The following is a 20635-nucleotide window of genomic DNA, read 5'->3' as shown; positions in this document are numbered from 1 at the left end:
TCACAGGCGGGCGGTCGCGGGTTCGCGCCCCCCCGCCCCTTTGCCCTCGGTCGCCGGACGGGCCTGGACCTGCCGTTCGGGCGCCCTCGATCGCCGGACGGGCCGGGAGGGGCCCGGCGGGCCGGTAGCGGCGCGGGTGGGCCGGAGTTGCCGGGGCGGGCGGGGAGCCGGGTCAGTACAGGCGGGTTTCCGTGGTGGCTTCCGGCGGGGGCGGCTGGCGGCGTTGCCAGTCCTGGGCCAGTTCCGTGGGGAAGCGGCGGCCGCTGCGGGAGAGGACGACGCCCTCGGCCAGCTGGAGTTCGTCGCCACCGCGGTACTGCCGTCCGGCGGGGCGCAGGGGCTGCCAGGGGCCCGGACCCGGGCGCCACTGGGTGCCGTACGTGCTGTGGTCGGTCACGTGCACGATGCCCCCCGTCACCCGTAGCTCCACGTGGCTGCGGCTGAGTCCTCCGGTGAGGTGGTCCGGGACGAGGCCGTGCAGTGTGATGCCGCCCGCGCCGGGGGCCCGGCCCACCTTCACCCGGGTGCCGTCCTCCAGGGTGAACCGGCCCTTCAGCTCCCCCACGACCAGCAGCTTCAGCTGAACGGTCGCGCGGCGCGGGCCCTCGTCGACCAGCGCGGTGCCGTGGTTCTGGCAGCGGGGGACACCCCCGACGACGCGCGGCAGCAGCGCGGCGCTGCCCTTGTGCGTGTCGTACAACGTGCAACGGCGCTCCTCACAGCGCCAGTTGCGGCCGACGATGTCGAAGCGCGGGGTGCGGTGCCCGTCCAGCAGGCCCATCTTCTTCAGCACGTCCTCCTCGTGCTTCCGGGACATGTCCACCGCGCGGGCCACCCCCATGTCGACGGGAACCAGCCGGACCGTGCGCCCGGCGGCCGGGACGGCCTCCAGGAAGTCGTCGGTGTTGCCCTGGAGCCACGGGTGCTCGTCCCGGTGGCCGCGGAAGCGGTCGCCGCTGATGACCGGGATACCGGTGTACGCGCACAGTTCGAGCAGCCGGGGATCGGCGTCCGGCAGTTCCTCCACGAGACCGCGGTCCACCCAGCGGCCGAGCAGACGGATGTCGGCGGGGTCGGTGAACTCCTGGCGGCCCCCGCGCCGCAGGCTCGCGTCGGCCACCAGGTACAGCTTGACGTCCGGGTCGCGGGCGAGCGCCTTGGCGGCGTCCACCAGGAGGCTCAGCCGGCGCAGGGAACGGGCGCCGGGTTCGCCCAGGTGCTGGTTGCGCACCACATGGGAGAGATCCACCAGGAAGCACGCCTCGGTGAAGTCCGTGGTGAGGTGCTTTTCCATCGCGGGACGCCTTCCCCGAGAAGCCGGTCCGACAGAACTGATTGCGTGTTAATTCCCTTGCTCTGCAACTATATTGGCCAGTTCGGTGGCAGGCGCGAGCAACGTGGGGGCGTTCCGGTGTCGGAGTGGGGTTCGTTCGTGGACGAGACACCGCCGCGGCCGGCCGCGCCACCGCCGGACAACCGCCCGCAGACCGGGCCGGCGGCCGGCCAGGACACCGGGGGCGACGGCTGGGGCAGCTTCGCCGACGAGGTGCCGGCCGCGTCCGGCGGGCAGGCACCGCCCGCCGTGCCGCCGCAGCCCGCCCAGCGGCCCCAGGCCATCCCCGCGCCCTCCCCCGAGGTCGCCGCGTCCCTGCTGACCGCGGGCGAGACGCTGTGGGCCGAGGTGGACGGGCAGGTCGCCGTGCTCGGCTCGGGCTGCCGGGTCGCCGTCGTCCCGGACGAGGACGGGGATACGGGGGCGGACGGGTTCACCGGCTGGCGGCCGGTGGTCGTCGTCGACCCGGCCGCGCTCACCGTACGGCTCGTCCCGCTCGCCCTCGCCGACCCGCCCATCGGCGCCGCGACCCCGGTGTCGGAGCTGTACGAGGACCCCGAGCCGCACGCCTCCGCCGCGTCCGGCCGGTCAGGGGTGTTCCCGGTCGGCCAGGGCCCCGATCTCGACACCCTGCTCCAGCGCGCGGTCGCGGAGGAACGCGCCGCGGCCCGGGCCGACGCGGAGGCGCGGACGCGCCGGGCGGAACGCGAACTCGCCGAGGCCCAGGCGGAGGCGCGGGCCCGGGCCGAGGCGGCCGAGGCGCGGGCGGCGGAGCGCGAGCAGCGCGCGCAGGAGGCGTCCCGGCGTGCGCGGACGTACGCCGAGCAGCAGATCGCGCAGGCCCGCGACGACGTCGCCGCGGTCGTCCGGCAGTGGCAGGAGCGGGCGCAGTGGGCCGAGGACCGGGCGCTGCGGGCCGAGGCGGAGGTCGCCCGGCTGGGTGCCGAGCTGGCCAGGGCGGAGCAGGCCGGAGTCCTCCAGCATGTGCGCGACCGCAGACGGCGGGCCAACGGCGGCCGCTGAAAAGGGAGTTACGAGGGGGATATGAACGTGGAACCGCCCGCAGAGGCAGCCGGCAGCGGCGCCGTCGCCCTGCCGGAGATCACCGTCGAGTGGCCGCAGACGCTGGCGCCGACCCTGCGCGACAGTGTGCTCGACGCGCACAGCCTGGCCCGCGACGACCTGGTCGGGGCCCTGCCCGGACTGTGGCGGGCGGTCGACGAGGCCCTGGACCTCGCCGGGCCCGGGAGCCTGGTCGCGGAGTCCGTCCGGCACGACGCGTACGAGGGCTGGCAGGTGGCCGCGCTGCCCCGCTACGACCTGGAGGGGCGGGTCCGCGCCCGTGACCGCGGGGACGGGGCGCCGCACACGGCACCCCAGCTCCGGGACCGCAGGGCGCTGGTCAGGGCCCTGGTGGACGCCGTGGCGGAGCGGCCGTCCCTGGACGTGCGCGACGCCCTCCACATGCTGGACGTGTTCGCCGGGGCCTTTCCGCCCGGTCTGGACGCGGTCTGCCGGCGGCTGCTCGGGCACGACCTGAGGCACGGCGTCGCCGCCGGTCTCGCCCCGCTGCACGAGGCGCTGGACCGGCGTACGTCCGAAGGCGTGTCGACACGCTGCTACCGCGAATCGGGGGTCGGTTCGCGCAAGGCCAAGGGTGACCCGGCCACGGACAACGAGGACACGGCGGGGGCGTCCACCGGGCCGGGCGGAGTGCTGCGGTGCGCCGTCTTCGACGGGGTGACCGGGGACGGCGACGGCACGGGCGGCACGGCGGCGCGGGCGGCCCTGGAACAGGTCGTGCGCCGGTGGCGGCTGGAGGAGGCGGCGGACGGCGGCGCCCCCGATACACGCCCCAGGGGCGCGCCGGGCGACCCGCAGGCCCAGGTCCCCGGGGACGAGCACCGGGGTGCTTTCCGGCCCGGTGAGCTGATCGGGGAGCTGGACGCGGCGGTCGGACGGGCCACGGCCGAGGGCAGCGCGGCCGCGGTCCTGGCGACGGTGCGGCCGGACGGGACCGCGTCCGTCGTGTCGGTGGGCGACGCCGAGGCATGGCTGATCCGCCCGCTGCGCGTACCGGCGGGGGAGATCCCGTACACGGCCTGGAAGCTGACACCCGCCCACACCGGATTCGCCGAGCGGCTGCGGGTGACCGCCGACGCGGAGGGCGAGGAGTCGCAGCTCGTCTCCTTCCTCGGCGGCGGCGCGGCCCGCTGGGCGCACCGCACCTTCGAGGTCGGCCCCGGGGACCTGCTGCTCCTCGCGTCCGACGGGGCGACCGAACCGGAGCGGGACCGGTGGTTCGGGGCCGTACTCGCGGAACTGACCGCCCAGCTCGACGCGTCGGGCCGGCCGACGGCGCCCGCCCTCGCCGCCGCTCTCGTGCAGCGGGCCGAGGCGTTGGGCGGATGGGACAACGCGACCGCGCTGGTCTGCGCGGTGGGGGAGGCGAAGGACTGATGAGCGCCACCGAGGACATCAAGATCACCGCGGACCGGCAGGAGGTGCACATCGGGGAGGAGTTCACCGTCCTGATCGCCCCGCGCGAGCTGGGACGCCGTGACCGGGTCGCCGAGGGCGTCGCCTACGTCCTCGCTGTCGACGACAGCTACTCCATGGAGATCAGGGCCGATTCGACCAGCGACGAGTTCGCCGACCCGGACGACCCGGACCGGCCGAGCCGCAAGCAGGTCGCGGAGGCGGGCGTGCGGGAGCTGCTCGCCGCGCTGCCGGGCAACGCCCACATCGACGTGCTGACCTTCGCCCAGAACGCCGGGGTGCGCTTCTCCGGTGCCGCGGGCGAACTCCAGCGGCGCGGCCGGTGGAACGGCAACCTCGACGACGAGCGCCGCTGGACCAACATCGAGGGCGCGCTGCGGCGCGCGTACCAGCAGCTGGAGCAGCAGCGGGCGGCCTCGCGGCGGGTGGTGCTGTTCAGCGACGGCCTGCCGAACTTCGGCGAGACCGACCCCGGCCGGCTCGCCGCGCTCGCCGCCGAGGCCGCCGACCGCGAGCTGCACACCGATGTGATCGGCATCGGCGCCGGTGCCGACTTCGGGCTCCTGGAACGGCTGGCGCCGACCGGCCTGCCCGAGCACGTCGCGTCCCGGGCCGGGGCGGCGGGCGCGATGAAGCAGATCACGGCCCGGTTCGCGGCCTTCGGCCGGGACGTGGTGGCGGGCAGCGGCGAACTCTTCCTGGAGATCAACCCGAACTTCCCGGTCCTCGGCGTCTACCAGCTCGACCCGACGCGCCGGCGCATCGAGGGCGCGGTCGCGGACGGCGGCGGGCGGCGGCCCAGCCGGGTGCACCTCAAGCTCGGCGCGATCGGCGCGGGGGAGGAGGGCCAGCCCCTCTACGCGCTCGAACTGCGGGCCCCCGAGCGGATCAGCGCCGGCCCGATGCCCGTACTGAAGGCGACCGGGTCCCTCGGTTCCGGGCGCGACGCCCGGCAGCTGGCCCCCGGCCAGATCGCGCTGCGTACCGTCGACAACCCGGCGTCCCCCATCCTGCAGCCCGACCTGAAGCGGCAGATCAGGGGCATCGAACTGGACCGGGAGATCAACGCGCGCATCGCGGCGGCCACTTCCGCGGGCGAACGCGAGCGGATCTACCAGGAGGGCGTCGAGCGGGCCGGGCGCATCCCCGCCCCCGAGCTCGTCGCCGCATACCAGCGGGCGAGCGGCGGCCTGCGCGAAGGGCTCGACCCCAAGGACGTGGCGAACGAGGCACGGGCGGCGTCCAGCCGCAGCTCCACGAAGTCCAAGCGGGACTGGTTCCAGCAGATCCCGGTCGAGACCCCCGACGAGATCCGGGCCCGGCGCAGGCGGTCCAGCCTCGACGACGACGATGACGACGACGCGGACTACGGCGGCGCCTACGGCAGCGGTACGTACACGGGCGGCAGCGGCACGTACGGCGGCGGCCTCGGCAGCGGTGCCTACGGTGCTCCGGCCACCCCGCCGCCCGCGGCCCCCACCCAACCGCCGCCGGGCCGGGACCCGCGGTGAGCGTGCCCGGCGTCATCATCGACGCCTCGAACGTCGCCGCCACCAGGAAGCGGCCCTGGCCCTTCTCCCGCGTCGTCGGGGTGCGCGACGCCTGGCTGCGCGAGCACCCGGGCAGCAGTGCGATCGCCGTGCTCGACGCCAGCGTCCGCCCCTTCCTCGACGAGCAGCACCTGGTGCGGCAGGCCGAGCGCGAGCAGTGGCTGGAGGTCCACCAGGGCGACGCCGACGACCGCATCCTGGCGCTCGCCGCGCAGTTCGGGGCCGCCATCGTCTCCAGCGACAACTTCCGCTTCGCCCGCCGCGAGCACACCTGGCTGCAGGGGAACAACTCCCGGGTCTGGTCGGTGCGCCGGATGCACGGCCGGGTCGTGTTCACCCCCCGCCACCTGGGCGTCGCCACCGACGAGCAGATCGAGCGCGACCGGCTGCACAAGCTGGACAAGGCCGGGCTGCTCCGCGAGGACGCGGAGGAGCGCTTCCGCTGCACCGATCCTGCGGGCACCTGCCTGCGCGGCGGTGCGGTCCTGCTGCCGCGCCAGGTCAACAAGGACGGCAACCGGTGGTTCTGCCGCTCGTGCGGCTACGAGGCGGTCGAGGTGGTCTTCGAGCCACCGGTCCCCGAAGACCTGGACGTGGGCCCGGTCCTGGTCACCGTGCAGCACGGGTACACCGTCCGGACGACGGTCACCGTCCCGCCGGAGGGCCTGACGCTGGGCCGGGTGTCGCGCTCACGTCCCGGCACCACCGATGTCACCGAAGGGCTCGGCGCCGGCCGGGCGGCCGAGATCAGCCGGGCCCACCTGCGCATCTTCCTGGACGACGACGGCCGGCCCCTCGCCGAGCACCTGCCCGAGAACAACGCCTCCTTCCTCAACCCGGAGCTGGACTTCGACGGACTGCCGCGCACCGCCCGGCTGGCCGTCGGCACCGCCTACGCGCTGGAGGACGGCGACGAACTCCACCTGGGCCCCGGCCTCGTACGGCTGCGCATCAGCAACGGGCCCGGCGGCCGGGACGCCGCCGGAAGCGAGGAGACCGGATGACCGGCTTCCGGCCCGGCTGGGTACGGGCCGACCACCCCGACAACCTGGGCTCGCCCCGGCTCGCCTGGATACCCGAGAGCTACGGCGACGACGGCCGGTTCCGCACCCGCCGCCTGCTCGCCGGGGCCGGCCAGGGGTACGCCGTACTCGCCCGGGACAGCTGGTCCGGCGGCGACGTGGTGATCAAGGGCATGTGGTGGTCCCAGGCCCATCTGGACGACCCGCGCAGCGTCCTCGGCGCGCTCGGCGAGCAGCAGAAGCAGCGCGACCAGGGACTGCGGGCCGCCCGGCAGGCCGCGCAGCTCACCCAGCAGTGCCCGGTCGTGATCAGCGTCGAGGCGCAGCCCTCCCCCTCGCTGCTCGCGGACGGACGGCACGGCGGTCCGGACGGCGGCCAGGTGCCGTACGAGAGCTTCCTCGTCCAGCAGTTCATCGGCCATCAGGGCGGGGTCTCGCGCACCCTCCAGGAGGAGATCGACGAACGGGCCGCCGCGCACCGCCGCTTCAAGCCCGACCAGCTCCTGGACCTGGCCGAGCAGCTGTGCAACACGCTCGCCGCGCTGCACGCCGACCGGCACAACGGCAGCGAGCACTCCAAGGGCTGGATCCACGCCGACATCAAGCCGGAGAACATCCTCGTGCTCGGGCCGCCCGCCCGGTACGTGCTCATCGACTACGACGCGGCCGTGCAGATCGGCGACCGCATCAGCACCACTACGCGCGCCTACGCCCCGCCCTCCGCCGAAGGCACCGACGAACCCTCCGAAATGGCCCCCGCCTCCGAACGGTTCGACATCTACATGCTGGGCGCCACCCTCGCCCACGCCGCCGCCCTGCGCAGGCTCACCGACCGCCAGGCGCGCGAGCTGTACGCCGAGGACTTCGACGTGAGCGCCCCGGCCCGCCGGTTCATCGCCAACCTGCGCTACGGGCCGATCCTCACCAACGCCCTCACCACCTGCCTGTCGGCGAAGAAGTTCCGGCTGGCCACCGTCGACCGGGTCCGCACCGACCTGGCCCGCGCCCGCAGCGCCACGGCCCTGCAGTCCGCGCTGCGCATCCTCGGGGAGCAGTGATGAACGACCGGCACACCTCGGCGCCCCAGGCCGGCGGAACCACCCTCACCCGGCTCCTCACCCGCATCCCCGGCCGCTCCGGCCGGATCTGGGAGCCGCACACCGTACAGCTGCGCCCCGGCCATCTGCGCTCGTCGGGTGGCGCCGCCGTCCGGGCCACCCGGCTGGTGAAGGACGAGGACGCCGACGCGTACGGGGCGCTGCGGGTCTTCCCGAACCGCCGGCAGCGGGGCCGGGCGGCGGCGCTCCTCGCCGCGGGCAATCCGGTCACCCCCGCGCTGCTGGACATCGTCGACCACCCCGGACTGCCGCCCGCCCTGGTCACCGCCTGGTCGCCCGGCGCCTCCTCGGTCCCCCTGCACGCCCTGCGGCAACGCGACGACCTCGACACCATGCTCGCGGCCGGCCACCGCTGGACCCCGGCCCAGGCCCTGCAGACCCTGGTCCCGCTGGGCCGGGCCCTGGACGACATGGCGCGGGCGGGATTCACCCCGCTGGAGCTCTCCCCGGACCACCTCGTCGTCAACTCCGGTTCGCTCGCCCTGGTCGGTCTCGGGCGCCACGGCTATGTGCCGTCCGAGGGCCGGCTGCCCGGGGCGCAGGGCATGTCCCTGCCGAGCGCTCTCCTGCTGGGCGAGGACCTGCCGCCCGCCTCCACCACGGGGCAGGACACGGCGGTGCGCTGGCGCGAGGTGCAGCTGCGGGCCCTGACCCGGCTGGCCGGCTGGATGGCCTGCGGACTGCCGCCCGCCGCCTGGGGACCGGTGCGCGGCCCCGCGGACCTCGGCGGATATCTGGCGGCGGCCGGCTTCCAGCGCGTGCCCGCGCTGCGCCCCGGGCAGCTCGCCGACACGCTGGCCCGCGCCGCCCGGCAGGAGGAGGAGGCCCGCGCCCTGCGGGACTTCACCGAGGCCGAGGCGCTGCTCGTGTACGACGACGCCGCGCAGGGGGCCGGTGGCGGCGGCCGGCTCGACATCAACCCCGAGGTGCTGCGCCTCGGGCTGCTGCACGACCACGGGCCCCGGGTGCTCGCGCTCGCCGCGTTCGAACAGCGCCGGCTCGGCACCCGGACGGCCACCCTGCTCTCCGGCGCCGGCTGGGTCCTGCTGAACCCGAAGGACTTCACCGCCCAGGTCTGCCGGGCCGCGGCCGCCGCCCCGGGCTCCCGGCTCGTCGTCGCGGGCCGGATCGGGGAGGAGGACCTGCGACGGATCGAAGGGGTGCACGGCGCGCCCGCCCAGCGCGTCGACCCGGACGATCTCAGCGCGTCCGTGCCCAGGATCGCGGGCCGCCCCGCCGACCAGCTGCCGTACCTCACCGACCGCGACATGGACGCCTACTCCGCGGAGCTGCTGGGCGGCGTGGGCGGCCAGGCGATGCGGCGGCGGACCTTCGCGGCGGGCTGGACGCTCGCCCTCGGCGGCGCCGACCAGATGCCCCCGCGCCAGCGCGGCAGGCTGCTGGACCAGATGACCGACTGCTTCGGCACCAACACCGAACTCCTGGTCGCCGTGCGCGCCCGGCAGAACGCCCCCGGCATGCGCAAACAGAACCGGCTGCTCGACGAGGCCCGAATGCGGCGCCTGGTCGCCGCGCTGTCCGGGGTCCCCGGCTCCCTCTTCCGCGACTGCCTGATGTCCGCGCTGCTGGGCCCCGCCGCCGAGGACCTGTACGACGAGGCCGCGCGCCGGCTGCTCCCGGTCGCGACCCGGCTCGCGGACGTCTTCGACCCCGACCGCCCGGTGGCGCCGGGGGAGCTGCTGATGGAGGACGCCCTGCGCGAGCGGTCCGGCATCCGCCGGGTCGGCCTGTACGGGCGGCTGTGCACCGCCGTGACCGAGGTGGCCCCGGCCCGGCTCGCCGAGGCCGTCGCCGGAATGGACGACGCGCTCGTCACCGCGCTCTGCGAGATCCCGGCGCCCAGCCTGCAGTTCCTCGCCGGCCGCCTGGAGGATCCGGAACTCCTCGGACTGCTCGGCCCGCACCTCCAGGGCGAGGACCTGGACCTGCTCAGCCGCTACACCCCGCAGATGTGGCGGATGCTGCTCGACGGGCTCCGGCAGCCCGAGCACCTGGGCGCGCTCGGCCTGGGCTGGGTGCAGATCGTGGCACAGGACCCGGCGGGCACGGTCGACGCCCGGGTGCTGCTCCGGATCGCGGCCGACGCCCAGGTCCCCGGCCGGGACGCGGTCCGCGCCCTGCTGGGCACCGGCGCCGAGCACTGGGGCACCGTCTGCGCCCACCCGCTGCTCGCGTCCCGCTGGCTGGCCGAGCAGGGCGACCTGGACATCGCGGAGATCACCGCCGCCTTCCCCGACCCGGAGGGGGCCCTCGCCCGCCTCGGCACACAGGGGCTGCGGCACGCTCACGAACTGGGCCTGGACCAGCGGGCGATGGAGATCCTCGGCGCCTACGCGCAGGGCCTGGGGCACCCGCTCGACGAGGTGCTCGTCGCGTTCCAGGAGCGGTCCTACGAGAGCGAGCAGGCGGGCCCGCTCGCCACCGCGGCAGCCGTCGAGTGGTCCCGTACCCAACTCGTGAGGGGCAAGCCGCTCAGCTGGATCGTGGGCAACGTGGTGGAGCGCCCCGGCCGGATACGCGACTGGGCGGTGAACGGCCAGGGGCTGGAGCGCCGGGTGGCCGAAGCGGTCCTGGGCACGTCCGGGGCGGGGGCCTCGGTGCTGGAGACGCTGCGGGCCGAGCCCGCCCTGCTGGCGCTGCTCGCCTCCCTGGGCAGCCCCGGACAGCGCGCCGCGCTCCTCGGTCTGTACGCCGCCGAGCCCGAGGCCGTCCTCGATCCGCGGGCCCGGCGCGAACTGCCCATGATCCTCGGCGCCCCGGACCCGGCCGCCGCGCTGCGGGCCCTGCTGCGGGAGGGGCTCGGGGTGATCGCCCAGCAGTTCGCGGACCGGCGCGGGCTCAGCCCCGAGAAGCGCCGGACGCTCGCCGGGCTCGCGCCGCTCACCGGGGTGCTCGCGGGGCCCTCGCTGGAGGCGGTGCTGACGCTCGGCGTCCGGTTCGGACCGCGCGTGGCGGTCACCGCGGCCGTTATCGAGCAGCGGCTGCCGGGCGCGGCGGACGCCCTCACCGTCTGGGGGCCGCGCTGGCTGCCGCTGCTCGCCGGGGGAGCCGGGCAGCGGGTGCTGCGGCTGCTGATCGAGCACGGGGAGCGGCACGGCGCCCGGAGCGGCCGGCTCACGCCGTGGCTGCTGGCGGCCGGTGAGGACGGGCTCGAACTGGTGGAGCGGTTCGGTCCGGACGCGCTCGACCTGGTCCTGTCGAGCGAGGCGCCGCCCGCCGACGCCCGGCTGCTCGGGGAGCTGCTGATGCTGCCGGGGCCGCTGGCCGTCCTGTACCGGCTGGTCACCGAGCACCGGCTGCCGGTCGCGTCCTGGCGGCGGGCCGCGTCGCTCCTGGCGGGCGGGGAGCGGCCGGAGCGGGTGCTGCTGCGGCTGTGGGCGGCGCCGGCGGGGCGGTGACCGGGAGGCGGGCGCCGGTCACCGCCCCGTCTACTTGCGGCCCGTGAACCTCTCGTACTCCTTCATCACGTCCTTCGCCGGGCCGTCCATGCGGAGGGTCCCGGATTCCAGCCACAGCGCCCGGTCGCAGGTCTCGGTGATCGACTTGTTGTGGTGGCTCACCAGGAACACCGTGCCGGCCTGTTCGCGCAGTTCGAGGATTCGGGCCTTGCTGCGCTGCTGGAAGCGGGCGTCGCCGGTGGAGAGGGCCTCGTCGATCAGCAGGACGTCGTGGTTCTTGGCGGCGGCGATCGAGAAGCGGAGGCGGGCGCCCATGCCGGAGGAGTACGTACGCATCGGCAGGGTGATGAAGTCGCCCTTGTCGTTGATGCCGGAGAACTCCACGATGCCGTCGTAGCGTTCGCGGATCTCCTCGCGGCTCATGCCCATCGCGAGGCCGCCGAGCATCACGTTGCGCTCGCCGGTCAGGTCGCTCATCAGGGCGGCGTTGACGCCGAGCAGCGAGGGCTGGCCGTGGGTGTGGACGCGGCCCTTCGCGGTGGGGAGCAGGCCCGCGATGGCTTTCAGCAGGGTGGACTTGCCCGAGCCGTTGGAGCCGATCAGCCCGATCGCCTCCCCCTTGTACGCGGCGAAGCTGACGCCCCTGACGGCGTGCACCTCGCGCACGCCCGGGGCCTGCCGGCGCGACGCGATCCGGCTCAGCGCGGAGGTGGCGCTGCCCCGGCCGGTGCGGGCGCCGTTGACCTTGTACGTGATGTGGACGTCGTCCACGACGACGGTGGGCACCCGGGAATCAGCCACGTCCGTAACTCTCCTCGGCCTTCCAGAAGTAGACGAAGCCGCCCGCTCCGCACACCAGGGCCCAGCCGGCGGCGACCGCCCAGACGTGCGGGGGCAGCTGGTTCCCGCCGAAGCTGTCGATGAGCGCGAACCTCACCAGGTCGATGAAGACGGCCGCCGGGTTCAGTTCGAGCGCCAGTTTCACCCAGTCCGGCACCCGGTCGCCGCGCAGCATCGTGTCCATGCTCCACATCACGCCCGAGGCGTACATCCAGGTGCGCAGCACGAACGGGGTGAGCTGGGCGATGTCCGGGGTGCGCGCGGCGAGGCGGGCCATGGCCATCGAGATCCCGGTGTTGAAGACGGCCTGGAGGGCCAGGGCCGGCACAGCCAGCAGCCAGGCCGGCTGCGGGTACTGCCCGAAGGCCAGCAGGATCAGGACCAGCGCGCCCAGCGAGAACAGCAGCTGCTGGAGCTGTTGCAGGGCGAGCGCGATCGGCAGCGAGGCGCGCGGGAAGTGCAGCGCGCGTACGAGGCCGATGTTGCCGCTGATCGCGCGGGTGCCGGCGGTGATCGAGGAGCTGGTGAAGGTCCAGATGAAGACGCCCGTGACCAGGAACGGGACGAAGTCCGGCACGCCGTGCTTCGTCTTCATCAGGATGCCGAAGATGAAGTAGTAGACCGTCGCGTTGAGCAGCGGGGTCATGATCTGCCAGATCTGGCCCAGCTTCGCCTGGCTGTACTGGGCGGTGAGCTTGGCCGTGGCGAAGGCCGTGATGAAGTGCCGCCGCCCCCACAGCTGCCGTACGTACGCGGGCAGCGAGGGCCGCGCGCCGCTCACGGTCAGCCCGTGCCGCGCGGCGAGCGCGGCGAGCTCGCCGGAGCCGTACACGGGCGGGGAGAGGGTCGGCGGGCTGTCCGCCGGGGCCGGGGCTGTTGTCTGGCTCACCACGATCGCTTTCGACGGGAGGCGGGCAGGCGGGGGCACGGCGTACGGGCGGAGAAGGACGCGCCCGGCGACGGGACGGGACCGTATCGTCGCAACGCCGAGGGTAGGACGTATCTGCGTCGGAACGCAACCGTTTCGTCGTCGCGGACTATGATTCGGCCATGACCACCGACCCCGGAAGCCGCCGCCGAGCCCCGGCGGGAGCCGCCGTCCTGCGCGAGGACGTGACCGACGCCATCCGCAGCGCGGTGTTCGCGGAGCTCGCCGCGGTCGGGTTCGCCCGGATGTCCATCGAGGGCATCGCACGCCGGGCCGGCGTCGGCAAGACCGCCGTCTACCGGCGCTGGAAGTCCAAGCTGCACCTGGTCCTGGACCTGGTCTCGGCCGTCGCCGCCCAGGGCATGCCCGCCCCCGCCACCGGCTCCCTCCACGGGGACGTGCGCTCCGTGCTCGAACTGGCCGCGTACGCCCTGCGCCACCCGCTGGCCTCCCAGGTCATCCCGGACCTGCTGGTCGAGGCCGCCCGGAACCCGGAGATCTCCGACGCCATCAAGGCAGCCCTGCTCGACCCGCAGCAGGGCGTCGCCGCCGTGGTCGTCCGGGACGCCGTCGCACGCGGCGAGCTGCCGCCCGGCAGCGATCCCGACCGCGCCCTCGACCTGATCGTCGGGCCGCTCTACTGGCGGCTCGCGGTGGTCCGCGGCGAGGTGCCCCCGGGGTATCTGGACGACCTCGCGGCCTCGGCAGTGGCGGCGCTCACACACGCCCCGGACCCCGCCTGATGGCAGCTCGCGGGGGTGTGCCAGCGTGCTTGTAGGGGTCACCCTTCGATCGGTTAATCTGGTGGGCGGGCCGCCCACCGGGCCTTCCGGAGCATGTGCACGGGGCGAGCACGGTGCAGGCGCAGTCACTCGTTCGGGACCGTAACCGGTGACCCCCGACCGCCCCTGCGGTTGAGCCCTACGGATAGCCAGGCCCTTGATGAACGGACGTGCTCAACATGCCGCCACGGCTCAGTGTCGTTGTCCCCGTCTACAACGTGGAACTCTTCCTGACGGACTGTCTGAAGTCCCTCGCGGAGCAGACCATGACCGACCTCGAGGTGGTGATGGTCGACGACGGGTCCACCGACGGCAGTGCCGCGCTGGCCGCCGAGTTCGCCGCGAGCGACGACCGCTTCAAGCTGGTCAGGCAGAAGAACGGCGGACTGGGGCACGCCCGTAACACCGGGTTCCGCAACGCGCACCCGGAGAGCCGTTACCTGGCCTTCTGCGACAGCGACGACATCATCCCGCCGAACGCCTACGAGCTCCTGGTCGAATCGCTGGAGGAGACCGGCTCGGACCTGGCGTCCGGCAACGTCCTGCGGCTGCGCGCGGGCGGCAAGCTGGTGCAGTCGCCGATGTTCCGCAAGCCCATGGCCACCACGCGCAAGCGCACCCACGTCTCGCGCGACCAGGACCTCCTCGGCGACCGCATCGCCTGCAACAAGGTCTTCCGCCGCTCCTTCTGGGACAAGCACGAGTTCGCCTTCCCGGTCGGCGCGCTGTACGAGGACATCCCCGTCGTGCTGCCCGCCCACTTCCTGGCCGGCTCCGTCGACATCGTCAAGGACCCCGTCTACTACTGGCGCGACCGCCCCGGCTCCATCACCACCAGCCGGGCCGTCGTCCGCGGCATCCACGACCGCGTCGCCCACGTCCAGGGCGTCTCCGACTTCCTGGCGGAGAACCGCACCCCCGCCGACAAGAACCACTACGAGGCCCACGCGCTGGCCAACGACCTCTGGTACTTCATGGAGGTCCTGCCGGACGGTGACCAGGAGTACCGGGACGCGTTCCTGACGTACACCAACAAGTTCATCGACCAGGTCGACCCCTCGGTGCTCGACGGGCTGCCGCTGCGCCTGCGCGTGATGTGGTACCTGGTGCGCGAGCACCGCATGGACGAGCTGATCGCGCTGCTCCTCCAGGAGAAGCGGGAGCCCGGCGCGTTCGAGGTCAGCGGCATGCGCAAGCGCGTGGCCCACTACCCCGTGCTCAGCCGGCCCGTGCCCGCGCCCGTGGCGCGCGTCGCCGACCGCGACCTGCCGCTCGCCGCCCGGCTGCGCGACGCCCGGTGGCGGGACGGCAAGCTGCACCTCAGCGGTTACGCGTACATCCGCAACCTGCCGGTCACCTCCGGGGCCAGTGAGTTCCGGATCGGCTGGCTGCGCGCCGGCCGGCGCCATGTCGTCCCGCTCCGGCTGCGCCGCACCGACGAGCCCGAGGCCACCGCCCGCTCGCGGCAGAGCCTGCACGACTACCACCGCGCCGGCTTCGAGATCACCGTCGACGCCTCCAAGCTGCGCGTCCAGGCGGACAGCGGCCCCAAGCAGCTCACCTTCCAGTTCCAGGTCGGCATCGCCCGGGGCGGCCTGCTGCGCCGCGCCTTCCCCTCGGTCCGCGAGGCGTCCGTCGCGCCGCCCGTCCACCGCCCCGACGGCGACCACCGCATCGTCCCCGCCTTCGAGGGCGACAAGCTGGTGCTGCACTCCGAGCGCGTCGACGCCCGCTTCGAGACCCACGGGCCCGGCGACCGGTCCGGCACCGTCAAGGTGACCGGTGTGGTCCGCGCCCGCCTCGTCAAGGACGAGCTGACGCTGGCCCTGACGCACGGCGCCACGAAGACCACCGTCGAGGTGCCCGTCACCGTGGGCTCCGGCGCCGGGGCCGGCTGGAACCGCTTCACCGCCGAGCTGCCGCTCGCCGCCGTCGAGGAGAACCGCCCCGCCGACGAGGACGCCCCGAAGAGCGTCGCGTACAGCGTCCACCTCGTCGGCACGGGCCTGAAGGCGTCGCTCGACGCGCCCGGCTCGGTCCACCCCGGCCGCTACGCGCTCGCCGAGGGGGCGGACGGCGCCCGCCGCGAGCTGGCCCTCGTCGTCAGCACGCGCGGCAACCTGGTGATCAGCGACCGCCCCGTGCAGCCCGCCGTCGAGCTGGCCAGCTGGACGGACGACGGCCGGCTGTTCCTGGAGGGCACCTTCCCCGAGGACCCGGAGCACCCGGTCGAGCTGGTCGTGCAGAACAGCGCGCACCGCGAGGAGCAGGTCTTCCCGGTCGAGTTCACCGGACCCGAGGGCGCCCGCCGCTTCCGCGCCGAGCTGCGGCCGGACGCCGTGGAGGGACCGGGCGGCGCCGTGCCGCTCGGCGAGGGCAACTGGTACTTCTTCTTCCGGGACAAGGGCGCCGCCGACGAGAGCGGCGACCGTGCGCTGCGGCTCCCCGCCTCCGCCTTCCACACCCTGCCCGCCACCCGCTCGCTCGGCGGCCGCGACTACACCCTGGAGCGCCGCTTCGGCGACCAGCTCCTCGTGGTCTCCGGCTCCGTGCTCAGCGCCGCCGAGCGCGGCCCGCGCGCCAAGCGCCTGCTGAGCGAGGCGTACGCGGCACAGCGCTCCGAGCCGCTGCGCGCCGCCGCGCTCTACAGCACCTTCGACGGCCGCCAGTACTCGGACTCGCCGCGCGCCGTCTACGAGGAGCTGGTGCGCCGGGGCACCGAGGTGGAGCACATCTGGGTCGTCCGCGACCAGCAGGCGATCGTGCCCGAGGGCACCACCGCCGTCGAGCACGGCTCGGCCGCCTGGCACGAGGCGCTGGCCCGCAGCCGCTACGTCATCACCAACACGCAGCTGCCCGAGTGGTTCGTGCGCCGCGAGGACCAGACCGTCGTCCAGACCTGGCACGGCACCCCGCTCAAGCGCATCGGCCTCGAACTCGCGGGCACCGCCCAGGCGAACGCCGGGTACATCGCGACCCTCGCCGAGCGGGCCGGGCAGTGGAGCTTCCTGGTCTCGCCGAACACGTTCTCCACGCCCGTCCTGCGCCGTTCGTTCGGCTTCGAGGGCGAGGTGCTGGAGTGCGGCTACCCGCGCAACGACATCTTCCACGCCCCGGACCGCGCCAAGGTCGCCACCGCGGTACGGGAGAAGCTGGGCATCCCGGCCGGCAAGCGCGTCGTCCTGTACGCGCCGACGTGGCGCGAGGACCAGCGCCTCGGGGGCGGGCGCTACGCGCTGGGCCTCCAGCTCGACCTGGCCGCCGCCGAACGCGAACTCGGCGAGGACACCGTGCTCCTGGTGCGCCGTCACTACATGGTCACCGACCGGCTCCCGGACAGCGGTACGGGTTTCGTCAAGGACGTCTCGCGCTACCCGGACGTCGGCGAACTCATGCTCATCAGCGACGCCCTGGTCACCGACTACTCCTCGCTGATGTTCGACTTCGCCCAGACCGGGCGGCCGATGCTGTTCCACACGTACGACCTGGAGCACTACCGCGACACGCTGCGCGGGTTCAGCTTCGACTTCGAGAAGCGGGCGCCCGGCCCCCTGATCCCGGGCTCCGACGACCTGATCGCCGCGCTGAAGGACCCGGAGCGGGCCATCGCCGGACACGCCAAGGCGTACGAGCAGTTCCGGCACGACTTCTGCGACCTGGACGACGGCCGGGCCACCGCCCGTGTGGTCGACCGCATGCTGTAGTCGCCCGCGGTGGCGCCCCGATGCCCGGCCGGTCCGCACCGGCCGGGCATCGGCGTCTTCCGGGCGGCACATAGCCCAGGGTTTACGCCACGGTGACGATTCGCTGCGTCGCATAGCGTCGCCGCCTTGCTACGTTCTGGTTTCATGGGTATCCGAATGTGGGGCGAAACGGACGTGCGGCGGGCCAGGGCCGCCGTGCTCGTCGCGGCGACCGCGGGCCTCCTCACCCGCCTGATCATCGCGGCCAACTCGCCCGGCCCCGCCGACGTGCGGATCTTCGCGGGGTTCGCCAAGGCCATCACCGGGTACGGCCCCGTCCGCATCTACGCGCACCCGCTGCCCGGGCTCCCCGTCTACAACCACCCGCCGCTGGCCGGGTGGATGCTGCTGGGCCTCGACCGCCTCACCGAACTCGGCTTCTCCTTCGCCACGCTGATCCGCTTCCCCGCGTCGGCCGCCGACTTCGCCTGCGCGGTCCTCGTGTTCGAGATCGTCCGCCGCCGGGCCACCCCGCGTACCGCGATGCTCTGCGGGATCGGCGTCGCCGTCAGCCCGGTGCTCATCGCGACCTCCGGCTACCACGGCAACACCGACGCCGTCGCCGTCGCCTTCGCGCTGGCCGCCGCCCACCTCCTGGCCGACCGGAAGGCGCCGCTCGCCGCGGGCGTCGCGGCGGCCCTCTCGATCAGCGTCAAGTTCATCCCGGTCGTGGTGATCCCGGCCCTCTTCGTGGCCGCGCTGCGCGGCGGGCGGCCGGTCCTGGTCCGCTTCGCCGCCGGGTTCGCCGGGGTCACCGCGCTCGTGTGGGGCCCGGCGCTGCTGACCGTGCCCATGGACCTGGTGCACAACGTCCTGGAGTACGCGGGCGGCAGCTACCGGCTGTGGGGGCTGGTGCGCTTCGCGGACGTCCTCGGACTGCCCGAGCCGGTCATCGCCTTCATGCAGGGCGGCGGCCACTTCCTCTTCGTCCTCGTGTGCGTGGCCGCGGGCGCCCGCCTCGCCTGGCTGCGGCCCGCCGAGGCCCCCGGGGTCGTCGCCGTCACGCTGGGGCTGCTCCTCCTCCTGTCGACCGCGTCCGGACTCCAGTACCTGACCTGGGCCGCCGCCGGGATGTTCGTGCTCGGCCCGGCCGAAGGGTTCGCGTACAGCGCGGTCGTCGGCCTGGTCGCCGCCCTCGGCTACAGCGGCCGGTCCGCCGTGCGCTGGAGCGAGCCCGTGCTGTACCTGGGCGCCGCCGGCTGGTTCGTCCTGGCGGCGGGCCTCGCCACCGGCGCACGCCGCCTCCTCGCCACGCCCCCGGACGCCCTCCCCGCCGAGCGGGCGCCGATCTCCGCACCCCGTACGGAACACCGCTCCTGCTCCACCGTCGACTGATCCCGCAACGCCCCTGTCCCCGACCCCGGCACCGCACCCCGAGCGCAACTGGAGAACGCCCCGTGAAGGAAAGCCCGAGCCCCAGGATCGGCATCCTGGTGGTCGCGTACAACGCGGAGACAACGCTGGAGAAGACCCTCGACCGGATCCCGGAGGACTTCCGGTCGCGGATCGACGAGATCCTCATCCTCGACGACGCGAGTCACGACGCCACCTTCACGGCGGGCTGCCGCTGGTCGCAGGCCGAGGGCATGCCCCGTACCGTCGTGATGCGGCACACCAAGAACCTCGGCTACGGCGGCAACCAGAAGGCCGGCTACGCGCTGGCCGCCGAGCACGGACTCGACATCATCGTGCTGCTGCACGGCGACGGGCAGTACGCCCCCGAGCTGCTCCCCGAGATGGTCGCGCCCATCGAACGCGGTGAGTGCGAAGCCGTGTTCGGCTCGCGGATGATGACGTCCGGCAGCGCGCTCAAGGGCGGCATGCCGATGTACAAGTGGCTCGGCAACCGCATCCTCACCCGGCTGGAGAACGGCCTCCTGGGCTCGGATCTGACCGAATTCCACTCCGGCTACCGCGCGTACAGCGTCGCCGCTCTCAAGCGGCTGCCCGTCGACCGGAACACCGACGCCTTCGACTTCGACACCCAGATCATCGTGCAGCTGCTGCACGCGGGCATGCGGATCAAGGAGATCCCCGTCCCCACGTACTACGGCGACGAGATCTGCTACGTCAACGGCATGAAGTACGCCAAGGACGTCGTCAAGGACGTCCTCGAATACCGGCTCGCCGTCAAGGGGTTCGGCACCTGCCGGTGGATCCCCAAGCCCGTCGAGTACGCCTTCAAGGAGGGCGACGGCTCCTCGCACGCGGTCATCCTGGAGAAGATGCGCGCGCTCCCCCCGGGCCGCGTCCTGGACCTGGGCTGCTCCGGCGGACTGTTCGCCGAGCGGCTGGAGTCACTGGGCCACGAGGTGACCGGCGTCGACTACGTCGAGGTGCCCGGCGTCCGCGACCGGTGCAGCCACTTCCACCTCGCCAACCTGGAGGAGGGGCTGCCCGCCGAGGCCGGGAGCGGCTTCGACTACGTGGTGGCCGGTGACGTCATCGAGCACCTGTCCCGTCCCGAACGCGTCCTCGCCGAGGCGGCCGCCGTACTGCGGCCGGGCGGACGGATGCTGCTGTCCGTCCCCAACTTCAGCCACTGGTACTCCCGGCTGCGGGTCGCCGTCGGCGCCTTCGACTACGACCGCCGGGGCATCCTCGACGAAACGCATCTGCGCTTCTTCACCCGGGCCAGCCTGCGCCGGACCGTGCGCGCCGCCGGCTACGACGTCCTCGAACTCTCCTCCACCGGCGCGCCGTTCTGGTCGCTGCTCGGCCGGGGCCCGCTCGCCGCCGTGCTCGGCGGGGCGTCGAGGCTGCTGACCCGCGTCCGGCCGACCCTGTTCGGCTATCAGCACGTCGCCCTGCTCACCCCGCACGCGGCCGAGACGATCATCGCTGGAGAGCACGTCGATGTACAGGACATCCTCAACCGACAGTACGTCCCCGCCGACCGGGTCGGTGTCTGAGGCGCCCCGCCCCGGACCCGCGCCCGTCCGGGCGCCCGAAACGCCCGTTCCCGCAGTCAGGAGCAAGTCCTTGACCCTCCCCAGTGTGCTGCTGCTCCTGTTCGCCGTGTTCTCGTCGGCGGGCGGCCAGATCATGCTCAAGCACGGGATGAAGGGCGCCGCGGCCGCCGCCGGGCGCGACGGCGGTTCCGTCGCCCTGCGGGCCGCGGGCAGCCCGTGGGTCGTGTTCGGGCTGCTGGTGTTCGCGGTGTCCGCGCTCGCCTGGATGACGACGCTGGCCAAGGTGCCGCTCTCCGTCGCGTACCCCTTCAACGCGCTCGGCTACCTGCTGATCGTGCTGGCCGGGGCGACCGTGCTGCACGAGCGGACCTCGCTGTGGACCTGGGGCGGCTCGCTGCTCGTGGTGGTCGGCCTGGTCACGGTCATGGCCGGTCAGCAGCGCTAGCGGCGGTACGCCGAGGGGCCCGCACCGGAACACTCCGGTGCGCT

Annotated in this window: 14 protein-coding genes; 11 read left to right on the top strand and 3 right to left on the bottom strand. The window is 73.9% G+C overall.

Annotated features, from left to right (window positions below; all coding sequences use genetic code 11):
* Window positions 1-172 precede the first annotated feature (172 nt).
* Window positions 173-1294, bottom strand: a complete 1122-nt coding sequence (locus ACN6LM_RS33090) for an FHA domain-containing protein (protein ID WP_445069084.1) — start codon at window positions 1292-1294, stop codon at window positions 173-175.
* Between the two features lie 138 nt (window positions 1295-1432).
* On the opposite strand from ACN6LM_RS33090, the gene ACN6LM_RS33085 reads away from it, so the two are divergent.
* The 6 genes from ACN6LM_RS33085 to ACN6LM_RS33060 are packed head-to-tail and all read left to right on the top strand — an operon-like array spanning window position 1433 to window position 10941.
* Window positions 1433-2356, top strand: coding sequence for a hypothetical protein (locus ACN6LM_RS33085; protein WP_445069083.1), 924 nt, complete (start codon window positions 1433-1435; stop codon window positions 2354-2356).
* Between the two features lie 27 nt (window positions 2357-2383).
* Window positions 2384-3793 (top strand): SpoIIE family protein phosphatase, encoded by a 1410-nt coding sequence (locus ACN6LM_RS33080; RefSeq protein WP_445069082.1) that lies wholly within the window; start codon window positions 2384-2386, stop codon window positions 3791-3793.
* Window positions 3793-5343, top strand: coding sequence for a VWA domain-containing protein (locus tag ACN6LM_RS33075; RefSeq protein ID WP_445069081.1), 1551 nt, complete (start codon window positions 3793-3795; stop codon window positions 5341-5343). Before ACN6LM_RS33080 ends, ACN6LM_RS33075 begins: the two co-directional genes overlap by 1 nt.
* Window positions 5340-6386 carry an NYN domain-containing protein gene (locus ACN6LM_RS33070; RefSeq protein ID WP_445069080.1) on the top strand — a complete coding sequence of 349 codons (1047 nt, stop codon included), beginning with the start codon at window positions 5340-5342 and terminating at the stop codon, window positions 6384-6386. The genes ACN6LM_RS33075 and ACN6LM_RS33070 overlap by 4 nt, the downstream gene beginning before the upstream one ends.
* Window positions 6383-7462: a hypothetical protein gene (locus ACN6LM_RS33065; RefSeq protein WP_445069079.1), complete on the top strand. Its 1080-nt coding sequence runs from the start codon at window positions 6383-6385 to the stop codon at window positions 7460-7462. Before ACN6LM_RS33070 ends, ACN6LM_RS33065 begins: the two co-directional genes overlap by 4 nt.
* Window positions 7462-10941, top strand: coding sequence for a hypothetical protein (locus tag ACN6LM_RS33060; RefSeq protein WP_445069078.1), 3480 nt, complete (start codon window positions 7462-7464; stop codon window positions 10939-10941). Before ACN6LM_RS33065 ends, ACN6LM_RS33060 begins: the two co-directional genes overlap by 1 nt.
* Before the next feature lie 30 nt (window positions 10942-10971).
* Here ACN6LM_RS33060 and ACN6LM_RS33055 read toward each other — a convergent pair whose 3' ends face one another.
* Together ACN6LM_RS33055 and ACN6LM_RS33050 are read right to left on the bottom strand one after the other, a co-directional pair.
* Window positions 10972-11742 (bottom strand): ABC transporter ATP-binding protein, encoded by a 771-nt coding sequence (locus ACN6LM_RS33055; protein ID WP_445069077.1) that lies wholly within the window; start codon window positions 11740-11742, stop codon window positions 10972-10974.
* Window positions 11735-12673 (bottom strand): ABC transporter permease, encoded by a 939-nt coding sequence (locus ACN6LM_RS33050; protein WP_445069076.1) that lies wholly within the window; start codon window positions 12671-12673, stop codon window positions 11735-11737. Before ACN6LM_RS33050 ends, ACN6LM_RS33055 begins: the two co-directional genes overlap by 8 nt.
* A gap of 158 nt (window positions 12674-12831) precedes the next feature.
* Here ACN6LM_RS33050 and ACN6LM_RS33045 point away from each other — a divergent pair, with 158 nt between their 5' ends.
* The 5 genes from ACN6LM_RS33045 (at window position 12832) to ACN6LM_RS33025 (ending at window position 20591) form a co-directional block, all read left to right on the top strand.
* Window positions 12832-13452: a TetR/AcrR family transcriptional regulator gene (locus tag ACN6LM_RS33045; RefSeq protein ID WP_445069075.1), complete on the top strand. Its 621-nt coding sequence runs from the start codon at window positions 12832-12834 to the stop codon at window positions 13450-13452.
* Window positions 13453-13661: 209 nt separating this feature from the next.
* The gene (locus tag ACN6LM_RS33040) at window positions 13662-17195 is read left to right on the top strand and encodes a bifunctional glycosyltransferase/CDP-glycerol:glycerophosphate glycerophosphotransferase (RefSeq protein WP_445069074.1); all 3534 of its coding nucleotides are present in this window, start codon (window positions 13662-13664) and stop codon (window positions 17193-17195) included.
* A gap of 156 nt (window positions 17196-17351) precedes the next feature.
* Window positions 17352-18569 (top strand): glycosyltransferase family 39 protein, encoded by a 1218-nt coding sequence (locus ACN6LM_RS33035; protein WP_445069085.1) that lies wholly within the window; start codon window positions 17352-17354, stop codon window positions 18567-18569.
* A 62-nt stretch (window positions 18570-18631) separates the two neighbouring features.
* The gene (locus tag ACN6LM_RS33030; RefSeq protein ID WP_445069073.1) at window positions 18632-20146 is read left to right on the top strand and encodes a methyltransferase domain-containing protein; all 1515 of its coding nucleotides are present in this window, start codon (window positions 18632-18634) and stop codon (window positions 20144-20146) included.
* A gap of 70 nt (window positions 20147-20216) precedes the next feature.
* Window positions 20217-20591: a hypothetical protein gene (locus ACN6LM_RS33025; RefSeq protein ID WP_403988508.1), complete on the top strand. Its 375-nt coding sequence runs from the start codon at window positions 20217-20219 to the stop codon at window positions 20589-20591.
* The last annotated feature ends 44 nt before the right edge of the window (window positions 20592-20635 follow it).

The sequence above is a fragment of the Streptomyces sp. SAS_281 genome (assembly GCF_052542855.1).
Note: the sequence above shows the minus strand (reverse complement) of the source record. Positions and strands in the feature narration are given on the sequence as shown.

Excerpts from the sequence above, each read along its gene's own strand:
- ACN6LM_RS33060 (WP_445069078.1), top strand. The coding sequence starts at position 7,462 with ATGAACGACCGGCACACCTCGGCGCCCCAGGCCGGCGGAACCACCCTC.
- ACN6LM_RS33065 (WP_445069079.1), top strand. The coding sequence starts at position 6,383 with ATGACCGGCTTCCGGCCCGGCTGGGTACGGGCCGACCACCCCGACAAC.
- ACN6LM_RS33045 (WP_445069075.1), top strand. The coding sequence starts at position 12,832 with ATGACCACCGACCCCGGAAGCCGCCGCCGAGCCCCGGCGGGAGCCGCC.
- ACN6LM_RS33035 (WP_445069085.1), top strand. The coding sequence starts at position 17,352 with ATGTGGGGCGAAACGGACGTGCGGCGGGCCAGGGCCGCCGTGCTCGTC.
- ACN6LM_RS33075 (WP_445069081.1), top strand. The coding sequence starts at position 3,793 with ATGAGCGCCACCGAGGACATCAAGATCACCGCGGACCGGCAGGAGGTG.
- ACN6LM_RS33090 (WP_445069084.1), bottom strand. The coding sequence starts at position 1,294 with ATGGAAAAGCACCTCACCACGGACTTCACCGAGGCGTGCTTCCTGGTG.